The 22,965-nt window shown below is 70.1% G+C and carries 16 protein-coding genes; 11 read left to right on the top strand and 5 right to left on the bottom strand.

What is annotated here, in order from left to right; all coding sequences use genetic code 11:
* Positions 1 to 112 precede the first annotated feature (112 nt).
* Positions 113 to 526 carry a winged helix-turn-helix transcriptional regulator gene (locus tag ACFVKT_RS14885; RefSeq protein ID WP_385731354.1) on the bottom strand — a complete coding sequence of 138 codons (414 nt, stop codon included), beginning with the start codon at positions 524 to 526 and terminating at the stop codon, positions 113 to 115.
* Between the two features lie 103 nt (positions 527 to 629).
* Positions 630 to 1,589, bottom strand: a complete 960-nt coding sequence (locus ACFVKT_RS14880; RefSeq protein WP_385731352.1) for a CAP domain-containing protein — start codon at positions 1,587 to 1,589, stop codon at positions 630 to 632.
* A 143-nt stretch (positions 1,590 to 1,732) separates the two neighbouring features.
* Between ACFVKT_RS14880 and ACFVKT_RS14875 the strand changes: the two genes are divergently transcribed.
* The 4 genes from ACFVKT_RS14875 to ACFVKT_RS14860 all read left to right on the top strand — a co-directional run bounded on the left by ACFVKT_RS14875 (position 1,733) and on the right by ACFVKT_RS14860 (position 8,057).
* On the top strand, positions 1,733 to 2,014 hold the full coding sequence (locus ACFVKT_RS14875; RefSeq protein ID WP_385731349.1) for an acylphosphatase: 282 nt from the start codon (positions 1,733 to 1,735) through the stop codon (positions 2,012 to 2,014).
* A 384-nt stretch (positions 2,015 to 2,398) separates the two neighbouring features.
* A complete protein-coding gene (locus ACFVKT_RS14870) occupies positions 2,399 to 2,599 on the top strand; it encodes a hypothetical protein (protein WP_365428924.1) in 201 nt (66 codons plus the stop codon).
* Between the two features lie 208 nt (positions 2,600 to 2,807).
* Positions 2,808 to 6,389, top strand: coding sequence for a chromosome segregation protein SMC (smc, locus tag ACFVKT_RS14865; RefSeq protein WP_385731347.1), 3,582 nt, complete (start codon positions 2,808 to 2,810; stop codon positions 6,387 to 6,389).
* Positions 6,390 to 6,731: 342 nt separating this feature from the next.
* A complete protein-coding gene (locus ACFVKT_RS14860) occupies positions 6,732 to 8,057 on the top strand; it encodes a sugar porter family MFS transporter (RefSeq protein ID WP_385732107.1) in 1,326 nt (441 codons plus the stop codon).
* Positions 8,058 to 8,237: 180 nt separating this feature from the next.
* Here the strand turns inward: ACFVKT_RS14860 and ACFVKT_RS14855 are convergent, their stop codons facing one another.
* Entirely contained in the window at positions 8,238 to 9,209 is a 972-nt protein-coding gene (locus ACFVKT_RS14855) for an LLM class flavin-dependent oxidoreductase (RefSeq protein WP_385731345.1), read from the bottom strand.
* A 202-nt stretch (positions 9,210 to 9,411) separates the two neighbouring features.
* Here ACFVKT_RS14855 and ftsY point away from each other — a divergent pair, with 202 nt between their 5' ends.
* A complete protein-coding gene (gene ftsY / locus ACFVKT_RS14850; protein ID WP_385731343.1) occupies positions 9,412 to 10,617 on the top strand; it encodes a signal recognition particle-docking protein FtsY in 1,206 nt (401 codons plus the stop codon).
* A gap of 98 nt (positions 10,618 to 10,715) precedes the next feature.
* Here ftsY and ACFVKT_RS14845 read toward each other — a convergent pair whose 3' ends face one another.
* On the bottom strand, positions 10,716 to 11,378 hold the full coding sequence (locus ACFVKT_RS14845) for a bifunctional DNA primase/polymerase (protein ID WP_385731341.1): 663 nt from the start codon (positions 11,376 to 11,378) through the stop codon (positions 10,716 to 10,718).
* 447 nt (positions 11,379 to 11,825) lie between these two features.
* Here ACFVKT_RS14845 and ACFVKT_RS14840 point away from each other — a divergent pair, with 447 nt between their 5' ends.
* The 6 genes from ACFVKT_RS14840 (at position 11,826) to ftsH (ending at position 21,762) form a co-directional block, all read left to right on the top strand.
* Positions 11,826 to 13,307: a hypothetical protein gene (locus ACFVKT_RS14840; RefSeq protein ID WP_385731339.1), complete on the top strand. Its 1,482-nt coding sequence runs from the start codon at positions 11,826 to 11,828 to the stop codon at positions 13,305 to 13,307.
* 339 nt (positions 13,308 to 13,646) lie between these two features.
* Complete coding sequence (locus ACFVKT_RS14835) at positions 13,647 to 14,984, top strand: ammonium transporter (RefSeq protein WP_385731337.1); 1,338 nt, start codon at positions 13,647 to 13,649, stop codon at positions 14,982 to 14,984.
* Positions 14,981 to 15,319 carry a P-II family nitrogen regulator gene (locus ACFVKT_RS14830; RefSeq protein ID WP_164411711.1) on the top strand — a complete coding sequence of 113 codons (339 nt, stop codon included), beginning with the start codon at positions 14,981 to 14,983 and terminating at the stop codon, positions 15,317 to 15,319. The genes ACFVKT_RS14835 and ACFVKT_RS14830 overlap by 4 nt, the downstream gene beginning before the upstream one ends.
* A 46-nt stretch (positions 15,320 to 15,365) precedes the next feature.
* A complete protein-coding gene (locus ACFVKT_RS14825; RefSeq protein ID WP_385731335.1) occupies positions 15,366 to 17,837 on the top strand; it encodes a [protein-PII] uridylyltransferase in 2,472 nt (823 codons plus the stop codon).
* Between the two features lie 264 nt (positions 17,838 to 18,101).
* A complete protein-coding gene (gene ffh / locus ACFVKT_RS14820) occupies positions 18,102 to 19,652 on the top strand; it encodes a signal recognition particle protein (protein WP_385731333.1) in 1,551 nt (516 codons plus the stop codon).
* Positions 19,653 to 19,836: 184 nt separating this feature from the next.
* Positions 19,837 to 21,762 (top strand): ATP-dependent zinc metalloprotease FtsH, encoded by a 1,926-nt coding sequence (gene ftsH, locus ACFVKT_RS14815; protein ID WP_385731331.1) that lies wholly within the window; start codon positions 19,837 to 19,839, stop codon positions 21,760 to 21,762.
* A 214-nt stretch (positions 21,763 to 21,976) separates the two neighbouring features.
* Here the strand turns inward: ftsH and ACFVKT_RS14810 are convergent, their stop codons facing one another.
* Positions 21,977 to 22,834: a class I SAM-dependent methyltransferase gene (locus ACFVKT_RS14810; protein ID WP_385731330.1), complete on the bottom strand. Its 858-nt coding sequence runs from the start codon at positions 22,832 to 22,834 to the stop codon at positions 21,977 to 21,979.
* Between the last annotated feature and the right edge of the window lie 131 nt (positions 22,835 to 22,965).

The raw sequence follows: 22,965 nt of genomic DNA, 5'->3' as shown, positions 1-22,965 counted from the left end.
ATGGGGGTCCCCGCTCGATCGAAGCCGAGAGTGGGGGAGCCGGCGACCGACGACAACGCCGCAGATGGGCGTGCCGAACCCAGCGTCTGCGGCATGATCCGCCGGAGAGGCTCTAGCTCCGCGAGCGCGCCTCGTCGTAGCGCTCGCGGGATTCCAGTACGTCGTCCATGCGGCCCTCCATGAAGTGGATGAGGGTCAGGAGACGCTGGGCGACCTCGCGGCCGAGCGGCGTGAGCGTGTAGTCGACGCGTGGGGGATTGGTCGGCTGGGCGTCGCGGTGTACCAGGCCGTCGCGCTCCAGTGCCTGGAGGGTCTGGGAGAGCATCTTCTCGCTGACGCCGTCGACACGGCGGCGCAGCTCGTTGAAACGGAACGTGCCGTCGTGCAGGGCTCCCAGCGTGAGCGCGCCCCAGCGTCCGGTGATGTGCTCCAGCGTGCCCCGGGCCGGGCAGTTCCGGGCGAACACGCTGTACGCGAGGTCCTGACACTCACCGCTCGCATCGGCGGTCCGCACAGCTGGCTCCATGTTTCGAGCGTACCGGCACAGTGCCCACTGTGGGGTTGCGCTTACTTATCGATAGCGCGTGCTGGGTCGGGTACCGGCCGTCGCGACCGGTACCCGAGGCCGGTCAGTAGCCGAAGTCCTGGGTCCACCAAGGGCCGCCCTCGCCGAGGTGCACACCCACGCCCAGGGTCTTGAAGTCGCAGTTCAGTATGTTGGCGCGGTGGCCGGGACTGTTCATCCAGGCTTCCATAACGGCCTCGGCGGTGGCCTGGCCGCGGGCTATGTTCTCGCCGCCCAGGTTGCTTATCCCGGCGGTCGCCGCGCGGTCCCACGGGGTCGCGCCATCGGGGTCGGTGTGGTCGAAGAAGCCGCGCGCGGCCATGTCCGCGCTGAAGGCGGAGGCCAGTTCGGTCAGGGAGCTGTTCGCCGCCACCGGGCTGCACCCGGCGTTGGCCCGCTCGACGTTGACCAGTTCGAGCACCGCGTTCTCGGCCGCGGTCTCGGCGGACACCGTCACCGGGGCGGTGGTCTCCGGAGCCTTGGTGGGCTCCTCGGCAGGCTTCGAAGGCGTGGCCTTCTCGGTGGGCTCGGCCGTGGGCTTCTTCGGCGGTGTCGTCGTCGGGGCGGCCTCAGACGTGGAGGGGGCGGCCGAGGGCGTGGCCTCGCGCTCGGCGTCACGGCTCGTCCCCGAGTCGTCGCGGTTCTCGTCCGCGCTGCCCGAGGTTCCGCCCTGCGGGGTCTCCACGCTGGACGGGGAGCCGGCGGCCTGCACGTTGTCGGCGTTGCCACCGCCGAGGGAGTAGTTCTCAGCGCCGGGCATCACACCGGCCGCGACGGCGACGGTGCCCAGGGCCACGGCGGCGGAGACGCCGAGCAGCCCCGTACGAACGGGGGTGGCGGCCTTCCGCTTGCGGTGCGAGCGGGCTACGGCACCGCTCGGGAAGTCGGCGACAGCCGCGTAGCCATACAGGTTCTCCGGCCCGTAGGGACCGTTGGTGCCCGTGCGGTCCGTGCGGGTGTCCGTGCCCCCGGTGGCGCGACCTGTGGCGGCGCGGCCGGCGGCTGAGCGTCGGTGGCGTCCCATCTATGTGGCCTTCCTCGATCTTGCAGTCAGCGAACCTCACCCTAAAGAGTGAGTTTCATATGAGACTCATTGGGTCGGGACGGTACCGCATGGCGCAAGGGGAGGATGTGTCCCGAGAGACATTGTCCGGTTAGCGTGCACCCATGAACGAGGTCGTACGGGTGGTCGTCTGGGTGCGCGGAAGGGTTCAGGGCGTGGGTTTCCGCTGGTTCACGCGGGCCAAGGCGCTGGAGATCGGAGGGCTGAGTGGTTTTGCTCTCAATCTCGACGACGGACGGGTCCAGGTGGTCGCGGAGGGCCCCCGGACCGGCTGCCAGAGTCTGCTCGACTGGCTCCAGGGGGACGACACACCCGGGCGCGTGGACGGAGTCACTGAGATCTGGGACACGCCCCGAGGGATCTACGACGGCTTCGCCATCCGCTGACCGAGCGGCGGCAACCGACCGGGCCGGAGCGGCGGAACATGCCACCAGCACCTGCCGGGAGCGGAAAGGCCCAGGTGGTTGCCAAGAACGGCCGGTCGTGGCAGGCTCCGCGGATATCGATGATCTCCACGCCCCAGGGCCCGCAGGAGTCGCAGCGCCGCCCTTGAGGGGCCGCGTGCCCCGGCGTCGTCCGCCATTGCGGGCGTGATCGTGTTGACCGTCAAACTTTTTGGTGAGACGCTGAAAGCCCCGCGCACCTTAGCTGTTTGGCATGTGGAACAGCAGCAAGAACTTAAAAGTGTCAAGCATCGCGGGTGCGATTCCCTCACGACCCATCGACCCACACCGTTTCGGTCGGTCACTCAGTGTGGAGGACCATCCATCATGGCAAAGGCGCTTCTCGGTTACGTCGGCGGTTCCGACCCGCGACTCATTGCCGAGATGCGACGGCTCCAGCAGCGCGTACAGGACCTCGAATCCGAGCTCGGACGGATCCAGGCCGAGAACGACGCGCTCGCGGCTGCCGCTTCTCACGACTCGCTTCTCGATCTCGACGTACCCCAGGCGGAGCCTGCGCTCACCTGATCACTGCATCGCACCACGACAGCAGTGGTTGGGCAGCCCACATCAACCGCTAAGTTGTCAGAATTACAAGGGACGCCTCTTCGGCGTCCCTTCTTCTTTCCCCCGCGTACTTTTCCCCTGTCTTCAACGTCTGGTGTGCCCTGCACCTTCATGGGTGAAACCGCGTGTTCATGGAGTGAGACCGGCCCGAAAGGTAGAGTCCAGCGGCGTGCACCTCAAGGCCCTCACCCTGCGCGGGTTCAAGTCGTTCGCCTCGGCGACCACGCTGCGGTTCGAGCCGGGCATCACCTGTGTCGTGGGCCCCAATGGTTCGGGCAAGTCCAATGTCGTGGACGCGCTGAGCTGGGTCATGGGCGAGCAGGGCGCCAAGTCGCTGCGCGGCGGCAAGATGGAGGACGTCATCTTCGCCGGCACCACCGGGCGTCCACCGCTGGGCCGCGCCGAGGTGTCGCTCACCATCGACAACTCCGACGGCGCGCTGCCCATCGAGTACACCGAAGTGACCATCACGCGGATCATGTTCCGCAACGGCGGCAGCGAGTACCAGCTCAATGGCGACACGTGTCGACTGCTTGACATCCAGGAACTGCTGAGCGACTCCGGCATCGGCCGTGAGATGCACGTCATCGTCGGGCAGGGCCAGCTCGACTCCGTACTCCACGCCGATCCGATGGGCCGCCGCGCCTTCATCGAGGAGGCCGCGGGCGTCCTGAAGCACCGCAAGCGCAAGGAGAAGGCGCTGCGGAAACTGGACGCGATGCAGGCCAACCTGGCCCGTGTCCAGGACCTGACGGACGAGCTGCGCCGGCAGTTGAAGCCGCTGGGCCGGCAGGCCGCTGTCGCGCGCCGCGCCGCCGTCATCCAGGCCGACCTGCGCGACGCCCGGCTCCGGCTCCTCGCCGACGATCTCGTACGGCTGCGCCAGGCGCTCCAGAGCGAGATCGCCGACGAGGCCGCGCTGAAGGAACGCAAGGAGAGCGCCGAGGCCGAGCTGAAGAAGGCGCAGCAGCGCGAAGCGCTTCTGGAGGACGAGGTCCGCCGGCTCGCGCCGCGCCTGCAGCGCGCCCAGCAGACCTGGTACGAGCTGTCGCAGCTCGCCGAGCGGGTGCGCGGCACGATCTCGCTGGCCGACGCGCGCGTGAAGAGCGCGACTTCCACACCTCCCGAGGAGCGGCGCGGGCGCGACCCCGAGGACATGGAGCGCGAGGCCGCGCGGATCCGTGAGCAGGAGGCCGAGCTCGAAGCGGCCCTGGAGGCTGCCGAGCACGCCCTTGAGGACACCGTCGCGCACCGCGCCGAGCTGGAGCGCGAGCTCGCCGTTGAGGAGCGCCGCCTCAAGGACGTCGCCCGCGCCATCGCCGACCGCCGCGAGGGGCTCGCCCGGCTCAACGGCCAGGTCAACGCCGCCCGTTCGCGGGCCGCCTCCGCGCAGGCCGAGATCGACCGCCTCGCCGCATCCCGCGACGAGGCCCAGGAGCGCGCGGTCGCGGCCCAGCAGGAGTACGAGGAGCTGAAGGCCGAGGTCGACGGCCTCGACGCAGGCGACGCCACACTGGCCGAGCAGCACGAGGCGGCCAAGCGGGCGCTGACCGACGCGGAGGCCGCGCTGACGGCGGCCCGCGAAGCGGCCACCGCGGCGGAACGCAAGCGCGCCGCGACCCAGGCCCGCCGCGAGGCCCTCGCCCTGGGCCTGCGCCGCAAGGACGGCACAGGGGCGCTGCTCGACGCCAAGGACCGCCTCACGGGCCTCCTCGGCCCGGCCGCCGAACTCCTCACGGTCGCCCCCGGCTTCGAGGTCCCGCTGGCCGCCGCCTTCGGCGCCGCGGCCGACGCCATCGCCGTCACCACCCCCGCCTCGGCGGCGGACGCCATCCGCATGCTCCGCAAGCAGGACGCGGGCCGGGCGGCGTTGCTGCTGGCGGGGGCTCCGGAGGAGCGGGGCACGAACGCGGCGGAGGGCGGCGTACCCCGTCAGGAACGGAGTGACGGGCCTCCGCACGCGGCCGAGCTGGTCCGTGGGCCCGCCGAGCTCATGCCCGCCGTACGGCGGCTGCTGCGCGGGATCGTCGTGGTCGGCACCCTTGAGGACGCCGAGGAACTCGTCTACGGGCGGCCGGAGTTGACGGCTGTCACCGCTGAAGGGGACCTGCTGGGCGCCCACTTCGCGCACGGCGGCTCGGCCGGAGCGCCGAGTCTGCTGGAGGTGCAGGCGTCCGTCGACGAGGCGGCGGCGGAACTCGAAGAGCTGGCTGTGCGGTGCGAGGGGCTCGGTGAGGCGCAGCACGAGGCCACGGCGCGGCGGAAGGAATGTGCCGCGTTCGTCGAGGAGGTGGGCGAGCGGCGGCGGGCCGCCGAGCGTGAGAAGTCGGCCGTGGCACAGCAGTTGGGGCGGCTTGCCGGGCAGGCGCGTGGCGCGGTGGGGGAGGCGGAGCGGAGTACGGCGGCCGCCGCGCGGGCGCAGGACGCGCTCGACCGCGCCGTGGAGGAGGCGGAGGAGCTGGCCGAGCGGCTCGCCGTCGCCGAGGAGATGCCGGTGGAGGAGGAGCCTGACAACGGCGTACGGGATCGACTGGCCGCCGACGGCGCCAACGCGCGGCAGACCGAGATGGAGGCCCGGCTCCAGGTGCGTACGCATGAGGAGCGGGTGAAGGGGCTCGCCGGGCGGGCCGACGGACTCGACCGGGCCGCGCGCGCCGAACGTGAGGCACGCGCGCGTGCCGAGCAGCGCCGGGCCCGGCTGCGGTACGAGGCCGAGGTCGCCGAGGCCGTCGCCTCCGGGGCGCGGCAACTGCTCACGCACGTCGAGGTCTCGCTGGCCAGGGCCGAGGAGGAGCGGGCCGCCGCGGAGAGCGCCAAGGCCCACCGGGAGCAGGCTCTCGGCGTCGCCCGCAGCGAAGGACGTGACCTCAAGGGCGAGCTCGACAAGCTGACCGACTCGGTGCACCGCGGCGAGGTGCTCGGCGCCGAGAAGCGGATGCGTATCGAGCAGCTGGAGTCGAAGGCGCTGGAGGAGCTCGGCGTCGAACCGGCGGGGCTGGTGGCGGATTACGGCCCGCAGCAGCTCGTGCCGCCCTCGCTCGCCGCCGAGGGCGAGGAACTGCCCGAGGACCCGGAGCACCCGCGCAACCAGCCCCGGCCCTTCCACCGCGCCGAGCAGGAGAGGCGGCTCAAGTCGGCCGAACGGGCGTACCAGCAGCTCGGGAAGGTCAACCCGCTCGCGCTGGAGGAGTTCGCCGCGTTGGAGGAGCGCCACAAGTTCCTCAGTGAGCAGTTGGAGGACCTCAAGAAGACGCGTACCGACCTGCTTCAAGTGGTGAAGGAGGTCGACGAGCGCGTGGAGCAGGTCTTCACCGAGGCGTATCGCGACACGGCCGTGCAGTTCGAGGGGGTCTTCAGCCGGCTGTTCCCGGGCGGGGAGGGGCGGCTGATCCTGACCGATCCCGACAACATGCTCACCACGGGCGTGGATGTGGAGGCCCGCCCGCCGGGCAAGAAGGTCAAGCGGCTGAGCCTGCTCTCCGGTGGCGAGCGATCCCTGACCGCCGTGGCGTTGCTCGTGTCGATCTTCAAGGCACGGCCCAGCCCGTTCTATGTGATGGACGAGGTCGAGGCCGCGCTCGACGACACCAACCTGCAGCGGCTGATCCGGATCATGCAGGAGCTGCAGGAGGCCTCGCAGCTCATCGTGATCACCCACCAGAAGCGCACGATGGAGGTCGCCGACGCGCTGTACGGCGTCTCCATGCAGGGCGATGGTGTGTCGAAGGTCATCAGCCAGCGTCTCCGGTAGATGCGTGTAGCCCACACGGGTCTTGACCTGGGCCTTTCTCTTGAGTTCAAGTCTTGAACATTTGGCGACCTCCTTGCGCCGGAAATTCACACCACACCCGCCTGTTGACTTCGAAACATGAAGGCATAGTCTCTGCAACGTTGCTTTTACCTTCAGGTGGTGGGCGGCGTGAAGTTATGTGCCACTTGTATGACCACTTGAAGGGCTCGCCCCCACCCCCGGCAGTGAGGCCGGTGGCCCGAGGAGTTACACGTGACCAGCACAGTGCCCCCGAACGCAGGCGCCCGAGCGGCCCATCCCGAGCATCTCGGCCATGTCATCTTCATCGCGGCGGCGGCCGCGATGGGCGGGTTCCTCTTCGGCTACGACAGTGCCGTGATCAACGGCGCCGTCGAAGCCATCCGAAGCCGGTACGACATCGGCTCGGCGGCGCTGGCCCAGGTCATCGCCGTCGCACTGATCGGCTGCGCCATCGGCGCGGCGACCGCGGGGCGCATCGCCGACCGCATCGGCCGCATCCGCTGCATGCAGATCTCGGCCGTCCTCTTCACCATCAGCGCCGTCGGCTCCGCGCTGCCCTTCGCCCTGTACGACCTGGCCTTCTGGCGCATCATCGGCGGCTTCGCCATCGGCATGGCCTCCGTGATCGGCCCGGCCTACATCGCCGAGGTCGCCCCGCCCGCGTACCGCGGCCGCCTCGGAGCCTTCCAGCAGGCCGCGATCGTCATCGGCATCGCCATCTCGCAGCTGGTCAACTGGGGCATCCTGAACGCCGCCGACGGCGACCAGCGCGGCAAGCTCATGGGCCTTGAGGCCTGGCAGGTCATGCTCGGCGTGATGGTCATCCCGGCCGTCCTCTACGGCCTGCTCTCCTTCGCGATCCCCGAGTCGCCGCGCTTCCTGATCTCCGCGGGCCGGGACGAGCACGCCCGTGCGGTGCTCAAGGAGGTCGAGGGCGACAAGATCGACCTCAACGCCCGCGTCGCCGAGATCGAGCACGCGATGAAGAGCGAGCACAAGTCGGTCTTCAAGGATCTGCTCGGCGGCAGCTTCTTCTTCAAGCCGATCGTCTGGATCGGTATCGGTCTCTCGGTCTTCCAGCAGTTCGTCGGCATCAACGTCGCGTTCTACTACTCCTCGACACTGTGGCAGTCGGTCGGCGTCGACCCGACGGAGTCGTTCTTCTATTCGTTCACGACGTCGATCGTCAACATCATCGGCACCGTGATCGCCATCATCTTCGTCGACCGGATCGGCCGCAGGCCGCTCGCGCTCATCGGTTCCGTGGGCATGGTCGTCGGTCTCGCCCTCGAAGCCTGGGCCTTCTCCTTCGACCTCGTCGACGGCAAGCTGCCGGCCGCCCAGGGCTGGGTCGCCCTGATCGCCGCCCACGTCTTCGTCCTCTTCTTCGCCCTGTCCTGGGGTGTCGTGGTCTGGGTCTTCCTCGGAGAGATGTTCCCGAACCGGATCCGCGCCGCCGCGCTCGGCGTCGCCGCCTCCGCGCAGTGGATCGCCAACTGGGCCATCACCGCGAGCTTCCCGTCGCTGGCCGACTGGAACCTCTCCGCGACCTACGTGATCTACACGGTCTTCGCCGCGCTCTCCATCCCCTTCGTGCTCAAGTACGTCAAGGAGACGAAGGGCAAGACGCTGGAGGAGATGGGCTAGGTCCCGTCGTACGGCCCCCGAAACTCGGGGAGACGGGCCCATCCCCGCTGCCCGTCTCCCCGTACTCGTCAGAAGAAGACGTACGGCCCCGGCTCGGCCTTCGAGGTCTTGAGCCGGGCCGTACGTCTTTCTGTGTCCTGTCAGGTCTTGAGCCGGGGCCGTACTTTTCTCTCCGTCCCGTCAGTCCTTGAGGCGGGGCAGCACGCTCTCGCAGAACAGGTGCAGGCTGCGCCAGCCCTCGTCGACGGGCATTCCGCCGGACAGTGGGTGCAGGACGTAGTTGTCGAGACCGTGCGCCACGCACTCGTCGGGCGTGAGGATCCGGTAGACGCCCTCGGTGCGCAGTTCGTCCACCGTCGTGGCCGCCGACTTCACCGCCGAGCGGATGTCGCCCGACTGCCAGGAGGCGTACGTCCGTGCCTCGTGCAGGAAGTGCCTGCCGTGCTCGGCCCAGGCCCGGTCCGGGTCCTCGGCGATGTGCAGCAACGGAGTCTCCGCCGACGGCATCATGGTCCAGCCCTCGGTGCCGTACTCGATGAGCCGCTCCTTGTAGTACGCCTCCAGGTCGGGAAGGTGGGCGCTGGGGAAGAACGGCAGGCCCAGACGGGCCGCCCGGCGCGCGGCCGCCTTCGAGGAGCCGCCGACCAGCAGCAGGGGATGCGGGTCCGAGAACGGCCGCGGAGTGACCCGTACGGTCCTGCCCCGGTACTCGAACTCCTCGCCGGTCCACGCCTTCAGCACCGTCTCAAGGAGCTCGTCCTGGAGCTTGCCGCGCCGCTTCCAGTCGACGCCGAAGAGGGCGTACTCCTCGGGCCGGTAGCCGATCCCCGCGACGGTGATGAGACGTCCGCCGCTCAGCAGATCGAGTACGGCGATCTCCTCGGCGAGGCGCAGCGGATCGTGCAGCGGGCCGATGACCGCCGACACGGTGACCGCGATGAGCCGGGTCGCGCCGAACACGGCGCCCGCGAAGGCGAAGGGCGACGGCAGCCAGTTGTTGGCGACGCCGTGGTGCTCCTCGGTCTGCACGGTGGTGATGCCGCGGTCGTCGGCGTACGCGGCCATCTCAACTGCCGCTTTGTAGCGGGCGCTCAGCGACGCGGGGGTGGCGTCGGGGTCGACGAGGTTGAAACGTACGACGGTTACGGGCATCGGGAGCCCCCTTCGTGTGTGGAGGGGGACGGTAGCTGACGGCTCGTCAGGTTGCCAGAGCAGCGGGCCCGGGTTCGCGGGGTGCGCGGCGTTCGCGGCTTTCGGTGCGAGGGGGCCGATCTCTTTGGAGGAAGCTACAAAATCCCGTCTGCGGGACGGATTCTCCCTCCCGGGCAGGGGATGGCCGATACTGGGTGGCGTTATGGAAATCGTCATCCTTGCTGTACTCATCGCCGTGGTCGTGATCGGCGCGCTCGGTGGGCTCGTCGTCGGCAGCCGTAAGCGCAAGCTGCCCCCGCCGCCCCCGGTCGCCCCCGACATCACCGCCCCCCCGGCCGAGCCGCATGTCGGCGACGAGGCCGAGACGCCGCGCGACGAACCGCGCCGCACGATCGAGGAGGTGGATCTTCCGGGCCCCGACGCCTCGGCGCCGGCCCCCGTCGCTGTCGAGGAACCCCCGGCGCCCCCCGCGATCGAGGTCCCGGAGCCCACCGCGGGTCGCCTGGTGCGGCTGCGCGCCCGGCTCTCGCGCTCACAGAGCGCACTCGGCCAGGGCCTTCTCACGCTGCTCTCGCGCGAGCACCTCGACGAGGACACCTGGGAGGAGATCGAGGACACGCTGCTCACCGCAGACGTCGGGGTACAGCCCACCCAGGAGCTGGTCGACCGGCTGCGTGAGCGCGTGAAGGTGCTCGGCACCCGCACGCCGGACGAGCTGCGCGCGCTCCTGCGCGAGGAACTGCTCCTGCTGCTCGTCCCCGAGTTCGACCGAGAGGTCAAGACGGACTCGAACCTCGACACCCCGGGCATCGTGATGGTCGTCGGGGTCAACGGCACCGGTAAGACCACCACGACCGGCAAGCTCGCGCGTGTGCTGGTCGCCGACGGCAAGCATGTACTCCTGGGCGCCGCGGACACCTTCCGTGCCGCCGCCGCCGACCAGCTGCAGACCTGGGGCGAGCGCGTGGGTGCTCGTACGGTGCGCGGTCCCGAGGGCGGTGACCCCGCCTCGATCGCGTTCGACGCGGTCAAGGAGGGCATCGAGGAGGGCGCCGACGTCGTCCTCATCGACACCGCGGGCCGGCTGCACACCAAGACCGGGCTCATGGACGAACTCGGCAAGGTCAAGCGCGTTGTCGAGAAGCACGCCCCGCTGGACGAGATCCTGCTCGTCCTCGACGCCACCACCGGCCAGAACGGCCTGGTCCAGGCCCGCGTCTTCGCCGAGGTCGTCGACATCACCGGCATCGTGCTCACCAAGCTCGACGGCACGGCCAAGGGCGGCATCGTGATCGCGGTCCAGCGCGAGCTGGGCGTGCCGGTCAAGCTGGTGGGTCTGGGGGAGGGAGCGGACGATCTGGCGCCGTTCGAGCCGGAGGCGTTCGTTGACGCCCTTATCGGAGAGTAGGCGCGTACCGAAACCGGTATGTGCTCGGAGAAGCGCCCGCCCCCAAGGTGCAGTTGGGAGCGGGCGCTTCGGCGTGTGAGCCCGAGGTTCGCGAACGGCTACGCCCGCGACCGATGTGCCACATAGGCCAGCGTCCCAAGGAGCAGACGTGCTTGAGGGGGCTTCGTCGCCGAGTCCAGGGCGGGGGAGCGCAGCCAGCGGACCGGGCCGAGGCCCGCGCGGTCGGAGGGCGGGGCCGTGATGTGCGTGCCCGAGCCCAGGCCGTGCAGGTCGAGGGAGGCGTCGTCCCAGCCCATTCGGTAGAGGAGCTCGGGGAGTTCGGGCGCGGAGCCGGCGGTGACGAAGAAGTGCGCGCGGCCGTCCGGGGTCGCCGTCACAGGTCCGAGGGGGAGCCCCATGCGTTCGAGCCGGACGAGCGCGCGGCGACCGGCGGCCTCGGCGACCTCGATCACGTCGAAGGCGCGGCCGACCGGCAGCATCATGGCGGCACCCGGGAAATCGGCCCAGGCCTCGGTCACTTCGTCGAGCGTGGCGCCGGCCGGGATCGTCGGAGCGAAGGCCAGTGGGTGTGCGCCCGGCGCGGAACAGTCGGCCCGGCCGCAGGAGCACGCCCCCGCGGCGGCCCGGGCGCCGGGGACCACGTCCCAGCCCCAGAGTCCGGTGAACTCCGCCACCGCGGTGCACTCGGACGAACGGCCGCGGCGCCGTGAGCCGGGCCGGAGTTCGCGAGTCCCCCGACTACTGCCGATCGTGAAGCCCATGCCCCCTCCAACGGGTCCGATCCACCGGTGGTTACGTGACGGAATGGGAACGTGACCCTGTGTTCCCGACTTCCCCTGTTGCGCCCGGTCCAGACGGCGCTCAGGAGTGCCCCGGGTGGTGCGCTCGGCATCGCGCGCCCCGGCGCACACCGCTCCGCCCACTCCCGGCCATCCTGTGTCAAGTGAATCGCGCGTGGGCGATGCGGAGTTCATTCGAAGGGGTGGCGAATGGTGGCGTTTCCGGGATCGCCATGGCTGGAGGGGTGATCGTAGGATTACTTTGAGTACACGAGTCCTGGGGACGTGTGCACTCGTGGGTATGCCAAGGGCAAGTCGACTTCCCGTTCGAAGGGTGAGAACCACCGGACGGGGGGCCGTATTTACCGGCATTCTGATAGGGCTTGGCGCACGCAGCGTACAAGTGGTCTCAGGGATGGGGGCGTTCCAGTGGGCGGCAACGGCGGAGGCGGGACGACCGCGACCGGCACGGACAAGCGCCCCAATGAGCTGCTCGGCTCGTGGTTCGTGCGCAGCGGCTGGTCCAAGGGTGAGCTCGCACGTCAAGTGAACCGCAGGGCCCGCCAGTTGGGCGCCAGCCACATCTCCACGGACACCTCTCGGGTGCGTCGCTGGCTGGACGGCGAGAACCCGCGCGAGCCGATCCCGCGGATCCTCTCCGAGCTGTTCTCCGAGCGGTTCGGCTGTGTCGTAGCCGTCGAGGACCTCGGCCTGCGCGCCGCCCACCAGTCACCGTCCGTGTCCGGCGTCGACCTGCCCTGGACGGGCCCGCAGACCGTGGCGCTGATCAGCGAGTATTCGCGCAGCGACCTGATGCTGGCGCGGCGCGGCTTCCTCGGCAGCTCCCTCGCCCTCGCCGCCGGACCGGCCCTCATCGAACCCATGCAGCGCTGGCTCGTGCCCTCGCCCACGGCGCCGCGCGAGGAGCCCGAGCCCTCCACCTCGGTGCGCCGCGGACGCCTCTCCAAGCCGGAGCTGGACCTCCTGGAGTCCACCACGGTGATGTTCCGCCAGTGGGACGCCCAGTGCGGCGGCGGCCTGCGCCGCAAGGCGGTCGTCGGGCAGCTGCACGAGGTGACGGACCTGCTCCAGGAGCCCCAGCCCGCCGAGACGAGCCGCCGCCTGTTCAAGGTCGCCGCCGAACTGGCCGAGCTGGCCGGCTGGATGAGCTACGACGTGGGGCTCCAGCCCACCGCGCAGAAGTACTTCGTGCTCGCCCTGCACGCCGCCAAGGAAGCGGGCGACAAACCGCTCGGCTCGTACGTCCTGTCCAGCATGAGCCGCCAGATGATCCACCTGGGCCGGCCCGACGACGCACTGGAACTCATCCACCTCGCGCAGTACGGAAGCCGCGACTGCGCGAGCCCGCGCACCCAGTCCATGCTGTATGCGATGGAGGCACGCGCGTACGCCAACATGGGCCAGCCCGGAAAGTGCAAGCGCGCCGTCCGGATGGCCGAGGACACCTTCGCCGACGTGCACGAATGGGATGACCCGGACCCCGACTGGATCCGCTTCTTCTCCAAGGCCGAGCTGTACGGCGAGAACTCGCACTCCTACCGCGACCTCGCCTATGTCGCCGGACGCAGCCCCACCTACGCCTCCATGGCCGAACCTCTGATGCAGCAGGCCGTCGACCTCTTCGCCGAGGACACCGAACATCAGCGTTCGTACGCACTGAACCTCATCGGCATGGCCACCGTGCACCTCCTCCAGAAGGAGCCCGAGCAGAGCGCGGTCCGGGCCAAGGAGGCCATGTCGTACGCGAAGAAGGTGCGCTCGGAGCGCGTCAACACTCGTATCCGAAAGACGGTCGACACGGCGGCCCGCGACTTCGGGGACCTCGCCGAGATCGTCGACCTCACCGCCCAGCTCGCCGTCGATCTGCCCGAGACCGCGGAGGCGGTCTGACCGAGGCCGCGAAAGCGGCTACTCCCCAGTACCCCGGCCGCGGCCGGCCGTCCCGAACTGCCCGACTCGGCTCCCCCATGCCAGGTCATCGGACGGCCCGCCGCGGCCGGCCTGTCTCCCCCTCGGGGAAGGTTGCGCCACGATAACGATCGCTCGGTCCGGTCTCAGGCAGTTCATCGAGGCGTAACACACAAGGCACCTTCGTCACGGTGGCGAAACATCGAGGGGTGCCGACCGAAACCGCGCTGCGCCAATCTCAGGGCGCATAACCGGCCCACCCCTCACGCCCACTTCAGGCTTCGCCCGCACGGGGCCGTACCAAACGACGAGGAGACGCCGATGGCACCAGCCATCACCCTTGCCGCAGATGCACCCACGCTGTCTGCCGCCAACACAGGGTTCATGCTCATCTGTTCCGCCCTGGTGCTGATCATGACGCCCGGACTCGCCTTCTTCTACGGAGGCATGGTCCGCGTCAAGAGCACCTTGAACATGCTGATGATGAGCTTCATCAGCATGGGCATAGTCACCATCCTGTGGGTGGTGTACGGCTTCTCCCTCGCCTTCGGTACGGACAAGGGCTCGCTCATCGGCTGGACCTCCGACTACGTCGGATTCGGCGGGATCGGCATCACGGACCTCTGGGACGGCTACACCATCCCGATCACCGTCTTCGCCGCGTTCCAGCTGATGTTCGCCATCATCACACCGGCTCTGATCAGCGGCGCGCTCGCGGACCGCGTGAAGTTCACCGCCTGGTCCCTCTTCATCGCCCTGTGGGTCACGGTCGTGTACTTCCCGGTCGCGCACTGGGTGTGGGGCACCGGCGGCTGGGCGTTCGAGCTCGGCGTGATCGACTTCGCGGGTGGTACGGCGGTCCACATCAACGCCGGTGCCGCGGCGCTCGGCGTGATCCTCGTCATCGGCAAGCGCGTGGGCTTCAAGAAGGACCCGATGCGCCCGCACAGCCTTCCGCTGGTCATGCTCGGCGCCGGTCTCCTCTGGTTCGGCTGGTTCGGATTCAACGCCGGCTCGTGGCTCGGCAACGACGACGGTGTCGGCGCGCTGATGTTCCTCAACACGCAGATCGCCACCGCCGCTGCGATGCTCGCCTGGCTCGCCTACGAGAAGATCCGGCACGGCGCGTTCACCACGCTGGGTGCCGCCTCCGGTGCGGTCGCCGGTCTGGTCGCGATCACCCCGTCCGGCGGTGCGGTCTCCCCGCTCGGCGCGATCGCCGTCGGCGTCATCGCCGGTGTGCTGTGCGCCATGGCCGTCGGCCTGAAGTACAAGTTCGGCTACGACGACTCGCTCGACGTCGTCGGTGTCCACCTCGTCGGCGGTGTCGCCGGCTCCCTGCTCATCGGCTTCTTCGCCTCCGGCAAGGGCCAGTCCGACGTCGAGGGCCTCTTCTACGGCGGCGGCCTGACCCAGTTCTGGAAGCAGTGCGCCGGTGTCGGCGCGGTCCTCGCCTACTCCCTCATCGCTTCCGCGATCCTCGCCTTCCTGATCGACAAGACGATCGGGATGCGGGTCAGCGAGGACGAGGAGGTCGCGGGCATCGACCAGGCCGAGCACGCCGAGACCGCATACGACTTCAGCGGCACCGGTGGTGGTGCGGGCTTCACCTCCACCCCGGCCCCCGCTGCGGGCACTGCCAAGAAGGTGGACGCATGAAGCTCATCACCGCCGTCGTGAAGCCGCACCGGCTCGACGAGATCAAGGAGGCCCTCCAGGCCTTCGGGGTACACGGTCTGACGGTCACCGAGGCCAGCGGCTACGGTCGGCAGCGGGGACACACCGAGGTCTACCGTGGTGCCGAGTACACGGTCGACCTGGTCCCCAAGATCCGCATCGAGGTGCTGGCCGAGGACGACGACGCCGAAGGTCTGATCGACGTCATCGTCAAGGCGGCCCGCACCGGCAAGATCGGTGACGGCAAGGTCTGGTCGATCCCGGTCGAGACCGCCGTCCGGGTCAGGACCGGCGAGCGCGGCCCGGACGCGCTCTAAAGAGACGACGCGCTCCAAAGAGACAAAGAAAGACAGGAGTCACTGGGTGACGCGTACGGACACACGTTCCGAAGCAGAGGACTCGGGACCCAGCGGCTATGCGGCGGCCCGGCTGCGCCTCCTCCAGGGGGAGGCGCAGTCCGGGCCGCCGCGTCGTGCGGCCCTGGCCGAACTCACGGACGACTGGCTCACCGGCCTCTTCGACGCCGGCGCCGAGGCGCTGCGCGGTGTCTCCCTCGTCGCCGTCGGAGGCTACGGCCGGGGCGAGCTCTCCCCGCGCAGCGACCTCGACCTGCTCCTCCTGCACGACGGCAGCGACTCCGGCGCCGTGGCCGCCCTGGCCGACCGCATCTGGTACCCCGTCTGGGACCTCGGCCTCGCCCTCGACCACTCCGTCCGTACGCCGACCGAGGCCCGCAAGACCGCGAGCGAGGACCTCAAGGTCCAGCTGGGCCTGCTCGACGCCCGGCACATCGCGGGCGACCTCGGCCTCACCGCCTCACTGCGTACGGCCGTTCTCGCCGACTGGCGCAACCAGGCGCCGAAACGTCTCCCCGAACTCCAGGAGCTGTGCGCCGAACGGGCCGAGCGCCAAGGCGAGTTGCAGTACCTGCTGGAGCCTGACCTCAAAGAGGCGCGCGGCGGACTGCGCGATGCCACCGCCCTGCGCGCCGTGGCCGCCTCCTGGCTCGCGGACGCGCCCCGCGAAGGCCTCAGCGACGCACGAAGGCGCCTCCTGGACGTCCGCGACGCACTCCACCTCACCACCGGCCGCGCCACCGACCGCCTCGCCCTCCAGGAACAGGACCAGGTCGCCGCGGAACTGGGACTCCTCGACGCCGACACACTGCTGCGCCAGGTGTACGAGGCGGCGCGCGTCGTCTCGTATGCGAGCGATGTGACCTGGCGCGAAGTGGGGCGTGTGCTGCGGTCCCGCGCCGTCCGTCCGCGCCTGCGCGCCATGCTCGGCGGCGGCGCCAAGCCCGCCACGGAACGCTCACCCCTCGCCGAGGGCGTGGTCGAGCAGGACGGCGAGGTGGTGCTCGCCCGCGCCGCGCGCCCCGAGCGCGACCCCGTGCTCCCGTTGCGCGCGGCGGCCGCCGCGGCGCAGTCGGGACTCCCGCTCTCCCTGCACGCCGTACGGCGCATGGCGGCAGCCGCGCGCCCGCTGCCCACGCCCTGGCCCGCCGAGGCCCGCGAACAGCTCGTCACCCTCCTCGGCTCCGGCCGCCCGACCATCGAGGTCTGGGAGGCACTCGAAGCAGAGGGCCTGATCACCAGGCTGCTGCCCGACTGGGAGCGCGTGCGCTGCCGGCCGCAGCGCAACGCCGTCCACATCTGGACCGTCGACCGCCACCTCATCGAGACGGCCGTCCGCGCCTCCGAACTGGCCCGCCGGGTGGGCCGCCCCGACCTGCTCCTCGTCGCCTCCCTGCTGCACGACATCGGCAAGGGCTGGCCCGGCGACCACTCCGTGGCCGGCGAGATCATCGCCCGGGACGTGGCGGCCCGGATCGGCTTCGACCGCGCGGACGTCGCGGTGCTCGCCACCCTCGTACGCCACCATCTGCTGCTCATCGAGACCGCGACCCGGCGTGACCTGGAGGACCCGGCCACCGTCCGCTCGGTCGCCGAGGCCGTCGGCTCGCAGGGCACGCTCGAACTGCTGCACGCGCTCACCGAGGCGGACGCACTGGCCACCGGGCCCGCCGCCTGGTCCTCGTGGCGCAGCTCCCTGGTCACCGACCTGGTGAAGCGGGTCTCTGCCGTGTTCTCCGGGGACGCCCCCGAGGAGCCCGAGGCCGCGGCTCCCACGGCCGAACAGGAACGGCTCTCGATCGAGTCCTTCCGCACGGGCGGGCCCGTACTGTCGCTGCGCGCACAGACCGAACCGGTCGACTCCGAGGCCGCCGCCAACTCCGCGTCCCACGACCCGGAGCCGCTGGGTGTGGAGCTCCTCATCGCCGTGCCGGACCAGCCCGGTGTGCTCCCCGCCGTCGCGGGTGTCCTCGCCATGCACCGCCTGACCGTTCGCACGGCCGGACTGCGCGCCCTCGACCTGCCCGACGGCGTCGGCCAGGTCGAAGGATCGGTCCTGCTGCTCAACTGGCGGGTCGCCGCCGAATACGGCTCGCTGCCCCAGGCCGCCCGCCTGCGCGCCGACCTCGTACGCGCCCTGGAAGGCTCCCTCGACATCGCGGCCCGTCTCGCCGAGCGGGACGCCGCCTACCCCCGGCGCCGGGGCACGATCGCGCCGCCGCCCCGGGTCACGGTCGCGCCGGCGGCATCCCGCCATGCCACCGTCATCGAGGTCCGTGCCCATGACGCCCCCGGCCTGCTGCACCGCATCGGGCGGGCGCTGGAGGAGGCGAACGTACGGGTGCGGAGCATGCATGTGTCGACGCTGGGCGCGAACGCCGTGGACGCCTTCTATGTGACGGGCGCGAAGGGCGCGCCGCTGCCGGGGGAGGAGGCGGCCTCGCTGGCCCGTGCGCTGGAGGAGATGCTGCGGGGGTGAGCCCGCGCGCGGGCGTGGGGGATGCCTTCGGGGGCGTACGAACGCGGTGCGAGTCCGAATTCGAGGGGTGCTTCCAGCCTCGTACGGACCCGGTGTACGTCCGAATTCGAGGGGTGCCCTCAGCCTCGTACGGACCCGGTGCGAGTCCGAATACGAGGGGTGCCCTCAGCTTCGTAAGAACGCGGTGGAGACCCTTCCGCGCGCGGCCAGATACCCTGGAGGGCGATTCCCATCGCCCCCGACCCCTGAGGACAGACGAGCGCCGTGTTCGATACTCTCTCCGATCGCCTCTCAGCGACGTTCAAGAACCTGCGGGGCAAGGGCCGGCTGTCCGAAGCTGACATCGACGCCACCGCACGCGAGATCCGTATCGCGCTCCTCGAAGCCGACGTCGCCCTGCCGGTCGTGCGGACGTTCATCAAGAACGTCAAGGAACGCGCCCTCGGCGCCGAGGTCTCCAAGGCGCTGAACCCTGCGCAGCAGGTCCTGAAGGTCGTGAACGAGGAACTCGTCACGATCCTCGGCGGCGAGACCCGCCGTCTCCGGTTCGCCAAGAACCCCCCCACCGTGATCATGCTGGCGGGTTTGCAGGGTGCCGGTAAAACCACGCTCGCGGGCAAGCTCGGCAAGTGGCTGAAGGACCAGGGCCACTCCCCGCTCCTCGTCGCCGCCGACCTCCAGCGCCCGAACGCCGTGACCCAGCTCAGCGTCGTCGCCGAGCGCGCGGGCGTCGCCGTCTACGCGCCCGAGCCGGGCAACGGCGTCGGTGACCCGGTCAAGGTCGCCAAGGATTCCATCGAGTTCGCGAAGACGAAGGTCCACGACATTGTGATCGTGGACACCGCGGGCCGTCTGGGCATCGACCAGGAACTGATGCGGCAGGCCGCGGACATCCGCGACGCCGTCTCCCCGGACGAGATCCTCTTCGTCGTCGACGCGATGATCGGTCAGGACGCGGTCAACACCGCCGAGTCCTTCCGTGACGGCGTCGGCTTCGACGGTGTGGTCCTCTCCAAGCTCGACGGCGACGCCCGAGGCGGTGCGGCCCTCTCCATCGCGTCGGTCACCGGCAAGCCGATCATGTTCGCGTCGAACGGCGAGAAGCTCGAGGACTTCGACGCCTTCCACCCGGACCGGATGGCCTCCCGCATCCTCGACATGGGTGACCTGCTCACCCTGATCGAGCAGGCGGAGAAGACGTTCAGCCAAGAAGAGGCCCAGCAGATGGCCTCCAAGCTGGCGTCCAAGAAGGGCCAGGACTTCACCCTGGACGACTTCCTGGCCCAGATGGAACAGGTCCGGAAGATGGGCAGCATCAGCAAGCTGCTCGGCATGCTCCCCGGCATGGGCCAGATCAAGGACCAGATCGCCAACCTGGACGAGCGTGACGTCGACCGTACGGCCGCGATCATCAAGTCGATGACCCCGGGCGAGCGCCACGAGCCGACGATCATCAACGGCTCGCGCCGCGCCCGTATCGCCAAGGGCTCCGGCGTCGACGTCAGCGCGGTCAAGGGCCTGGTCGAGCGCTTCTTCGAAGCACGCAAGATGATGTCCCGCATGGCTCAGGGCGGCGGAATGCCGGGCATGCCCGGGGTGCCGGGCATGGGTGGCGGCCCCGGCCGCACCAAGAAGAAGCAGAAGCAGGCCAAGGGCAAGCAGCGCTCCGGCAACCCGATGAAGCGCAAGCAGGAGGAGGCGGAGGCCGCGGCCCGCCGCGAGGCCGGCGCCCAGCCGGGCGGCGCCTTCGGACTGCCCCAGCAGGGCGCCCAGGACTTCGAGCTCCCGGACGAGTTCAAGAAGTTCATGGGCTGACGGTTCGTCGCGTACGGGTTGCTTCCTTGTACGGTTCGTCGCGTACGGGGCTGTCGACTCGTGCGGGTCTTCGCGTACGGGGCTCTGATCTCGTACGACGCTGGGGGCGCCCCTTTTCTCAGGGGGCGCCCCCAGTGCGTTCCCTGCGGGTGCTGGCGCTCTTTTCCTGTCGTAACGTCCGGATATGAGCAACCCTGTGCCGCCACGCAAGACCCATGACCAGCCGTGGCGTACCGAGGGCACTCCGCCCGAGCCGACCCCGCCGCCTTCCGGCCGGAGGAAGATGCCGGGCGGCTGGGGCGGTCTGATCCTCACCGCCCTGGTCGTGTACCTGATCGCCAACCTGGTGCTGTCCTTCTTCAACGACGGTGACGAGCCGACGATCTCGTACACGGAGTTCAGCAAGCAGGTCGACGACGGCAACGTCACCAAGATCTACTCCACCGGCGACGCGATCCAGGGCCAGCTCAAGAACGCCCTGGACAACCCGGAGGGCGACGGGAAGTACACCAAGTTCAAGACCCAGCGGCCGTCCTTCGCGGACGACCAGCTCTGGGAGAACCTGGAGAAGCACAACGTCACGGTGACCGCCGAGCCGGTGGTCCAGCAGCGCAGCTTCCTGTCCAACCTGCTGATCTCGCTCGCGCCGATGCTGCTGCTCGTCGTCCTGTGGATCTTCATCGCCCGGCGGATGAGCGCGGGCATGGGCGGCGCGGGCGGCATGCTCGGCCGCAAGGCGCCGCCGAAACCGGTCGAGCTGGAACCCGGCGCCACACGCACGACCTTCGCGGACGTGGCAGGGATCGACGAGGTCGAGGGCGAGCTGAACGACGTCGTGGACTTCCTCAAGAACCCCGACGAGTACCGGAAGATGGGCGCCAAGATGCCCCGCGGCGTACTGCTGGCCGGCCCTCCCGGCACCGGCAAGACGCTGCTCGCGCGGGCGGTGGCGGGGGAGGCGGGGGTGCCGTTCTTCTCGGCCTCGGCGTCCGAGTTCATCGAGATGATCGTGGGTGTGGGCGCGTCCCGGGTGCGCGAACTGTTCGCGGAGGCCCGCAAGGTGGCCCCCTCCATCATCTTCATCGACGAGATCGACACGATCGGGCGGGCGCGGGCCGGCGGGTCAGGCATGGGCGGCCACGACGAGCGCGAGCAGACACTGAACCAGATCCTGACCGAGATGGACGGCTTCTCGGGCTCGGAGGGGGTCATCGTCATCGCGGCGACGAACCGCGCGGACATCCTGGACCCGGCGCTCACCCGCCCTGGCCGCTTCGACCGTGTCGTCAATGTCTCGCCACCCGACCGGGGCGGCCGCGAGGCGATCCTGGAGATCCACACCCGGGGGATTCCGCTGGCCCAGGACGTGGATCTGGCCCAGGTGGCCCGTTCGACTCCGGGTATGACAGGCGCCGATCTGGCCAACCTCGCCAACGAGGCCGCGCTTCTCGCCGTCAAGCGCAAGCAGGACCAGGTCACGCGGACGGACCTCTCCGAGGCGCTCGAAAAGGTGCAACTGGGCGCCGAACGTCCCCTGGTGATGCCCGCCGAGGAACGCCGTCGCACCGCCTACCACGAGAGCGGCCACGCCCTCCTCGGCATGCTCCAGCCAGGCGCCGACCCCGTCCGCAAGATCACCATCGTGCCGCGCGGGCGTGCTCTCGGCGTCACGCTCTCCACCCCGGACGCGGACCGGTACGCGTACACCGAGGAGTACCTGCGCGGGCGCATCATCGGCGCCCTGGGAGGCATGGCCGCCGAACACGTCGTCTACGGAGTCGTCACGACGGGGTCCGAGAACGACCTGGAGCAGGTCACCAACCTCGCGCGCGGCATGGTCGCCCGCTGGGGCATGAGCGAACGCGTGGGCCGGCTCTCCGCCCTCCCGAACGACGCCCAGCAGGCCTACGGTCTCTCCGCCGCCCCGGCGACGCTCGACTCGATCGACCACGAGATGCGCCGCATCGTCGACGAGTGCTACGAGGAGGCCTGCCAGAAGCTCCGCGACCACCGGGGGCAACTGGACGCCCTCGCCGAGGCGCTGCTGGCGAACGAGACGCTGGAGGAGGCGGACGCGTACCGGATCGCGGGGGTGAAGCGGCTGGCGTAGGCGGGGGCTTCTTTCGCCCCTCCGCCCCTGCCCGTCCCGATCCCAGGGGGCGCTGCCCCCTGGACCCCCGCTCCTCAAACGCCGGAGGGCTGACCCCCTTCGCCCGTCCGGCGTTTGAGGACGAGCGCGTTCAGCGCGACAGCGGGGGTCTGGGGGCGGCAGCCCCCAGGTACGGGACGGGCAGGGGCGGAGGGGGCGAAAAACGCCCGTCACCTCACCTCGTACGGGCGATCAGGTAGCGGAAGACGTTCGGCATCCACACCGCGCCGTCCCGCCGCCGGTGGGGGTGCAGCGCCTCCCGGAGCTCCTTGTCGACCTGCGCCTCGTCCGTCGCCTCGACCGCCGCGTCGAACAGCCCGGTCGACAGCAACCCCCGCACCGCACTGTCCACATCGGCATACCCGAACGGACAGGCGACCCGCCCCGACCCGTCCGGCCGGAGCCCGGCCCGCTGGGCGACCTCCTCGAGGTCGTCACGACGGGCGGCCCGCCAACTGCCCGCCCTCCGCAGCGGGTCGGCCAGCTTGGCGGCGACCCGCAGCACGGACGAGGTGGCGCACCGCTCCGGAGGCCCCCACCCGGCGAGCACCACGGGCGCCCCCCGTTCGGCGAGCGGTGTCGCCGAGTCCAGGAGTTCGGCGAGCCCTTCGGAGTCGCCGGCCACACACCCGATGGGCTCGAAGGCGGTGATCAGGTTGAACGGAGGTACCGCCGCGTCGGCCACGTCGTGGGGGAGGCCGTCGACGAGACGGGTGTCGGCACGCGTGCGCGTGCCCCACGTCCGGGGCAGCAACCGCTCCCGTGCGAGGGTCACTCGTTCGGGCGAACCGAAGTCGACACCGGTGACCGCGGCGCCCCGCGAGGCCGCCATCAGAAGCGCGAGCCCGGAGCCGCAGCGCAGGCCGAGCAGCCGTGTTCCGGCGCCCACTTCGAGTCGCTCGTAGACGGCCTCATGGAGCGGCACCAGCATCCGCTCCTGGATCTCGGCCCAGTCACGCGCGCGTGCACACGGGTCCACCCGGGGCGTCCGCCCCGCGTGAGGTAGGTGCTGCCGCACGAGCGTAGGTGTCATCGAAAGCGCCCCAATCCGCCGAGAGTTGCCGCTGCGCCCCGTTTCCCCGACCCCCGTGACAGTGCGCCGCACTCCCCCCGTATGCCAGGAAACTCCGCACTCGACCTGTCGTCCAGGGGTTACGGCGCCCG

Origin of the sequence: Streptomyces sp. NPDC127595, from assembly GCF_042671685.1 — a bacterium.
Lineage (GTDB): Bacteria > Actinomycetota > Actinomycetes > Streptomycetales > Streptomycetaceae > Streptomyces.
Note: the sequence above shows the minus strand (reverse complement) of the source record. Positions and strands in the feature narration are given on the sequence as shown.

What these genes read in the sequence shown, in the direction of transcription:
- ACFVKT_RS14880 (WP_385731352.1), bottom strand. Translation starts at nt 1,589, where the DNA reads ATGGGACGCCACCGACGCTCAGCCGCCGGCCGCGCCGCCACAGGTCGC.
- ACFVKT_RS14860 (WP_385732107.1), top strand. Translation starts at nt 6,732, where the DNA reads ATGGGCGGGTTCCTCTTCGGCTACGACAGTGCCGTGATCAACGGCGCC.
- ACFVKT_RS14830 (WP_164411711.1), top strand. Translation starts at nt 14,981, where the DNA reads ATGAAGCTCATCACCGCCGTCGTGAAGCCGCACCGGCTCGACGAGATC.
- ftsH (WP_385731331.1), top strand. Translation starts at nt 19,837, where the DNA reads ATGAGCAACCCTGTGCCGCCACGCAAGACCCATGACCAGCCGTGGCGT.
- ftsY (WP_385731343.1), top strand. Translation starts at nt 9,412, where the DNA reads ATGGAAATCGTCATCCTTGCTGTACTCATCGCCGTGGTCGTGATCGGC.
- ACFVKT_RS14845 (WP_385731341.1), bottom strand. Translation starts at nt 11,378, where the DNA reads ATGGGCTTCACGATCGGCAGTAGTCGGGGGACTCGCGAACTCCGGCCC.
- ACFVKT_RS14835 (WP_385731337.1), top strand. Translation starts at nt 13,647, where the DNA reads ATGGCACCAGCCATCACCCTTGCCGCAGATGCACCCACGCTGTCTGCC.
- ACFVKT_RS14885 (WP_385731354.1), bottom strand. Translation starts at nt 526, where the DNA reads ATGGAGCCAGCTGTGCGGACCGCCGATGCGAGCGGTGAGTGTCAGGAC.
- ACFVKT_RS14870 (WP_365428924.1), top strand. Translation starts at nt 2,399, where the DNA reads ATGGCAAAGGCGCTTCTCGGTTACGTCGGCGGTTCCGACCCGCGACTC.
- ACFVKT_RS14875 (WP_385731349.1), top strand. Translation starts at nt 1,733, where the DNA reads ATGAACGAGGTCGTACGGGTGGTCGTCTGGGTGCGCGGAAGGGTTCAG.
- ACFVKT_RS14855 (WP_385731345.1), bottom strand. Translation starts at nt 9,209, where the DNA reads ATGCCCGTAACCGTCGTACGTTTCAACCTCGTCGACCCCGACGCCACC.
- ACFVKT_RS14810 (WP_385731330.1), bottom strand. Translation starts at nt 22,834, where the DNA reads ATGACACCTACGCTCGTGCGGCAGCACCTACCTCACGCGGGGCGGACG.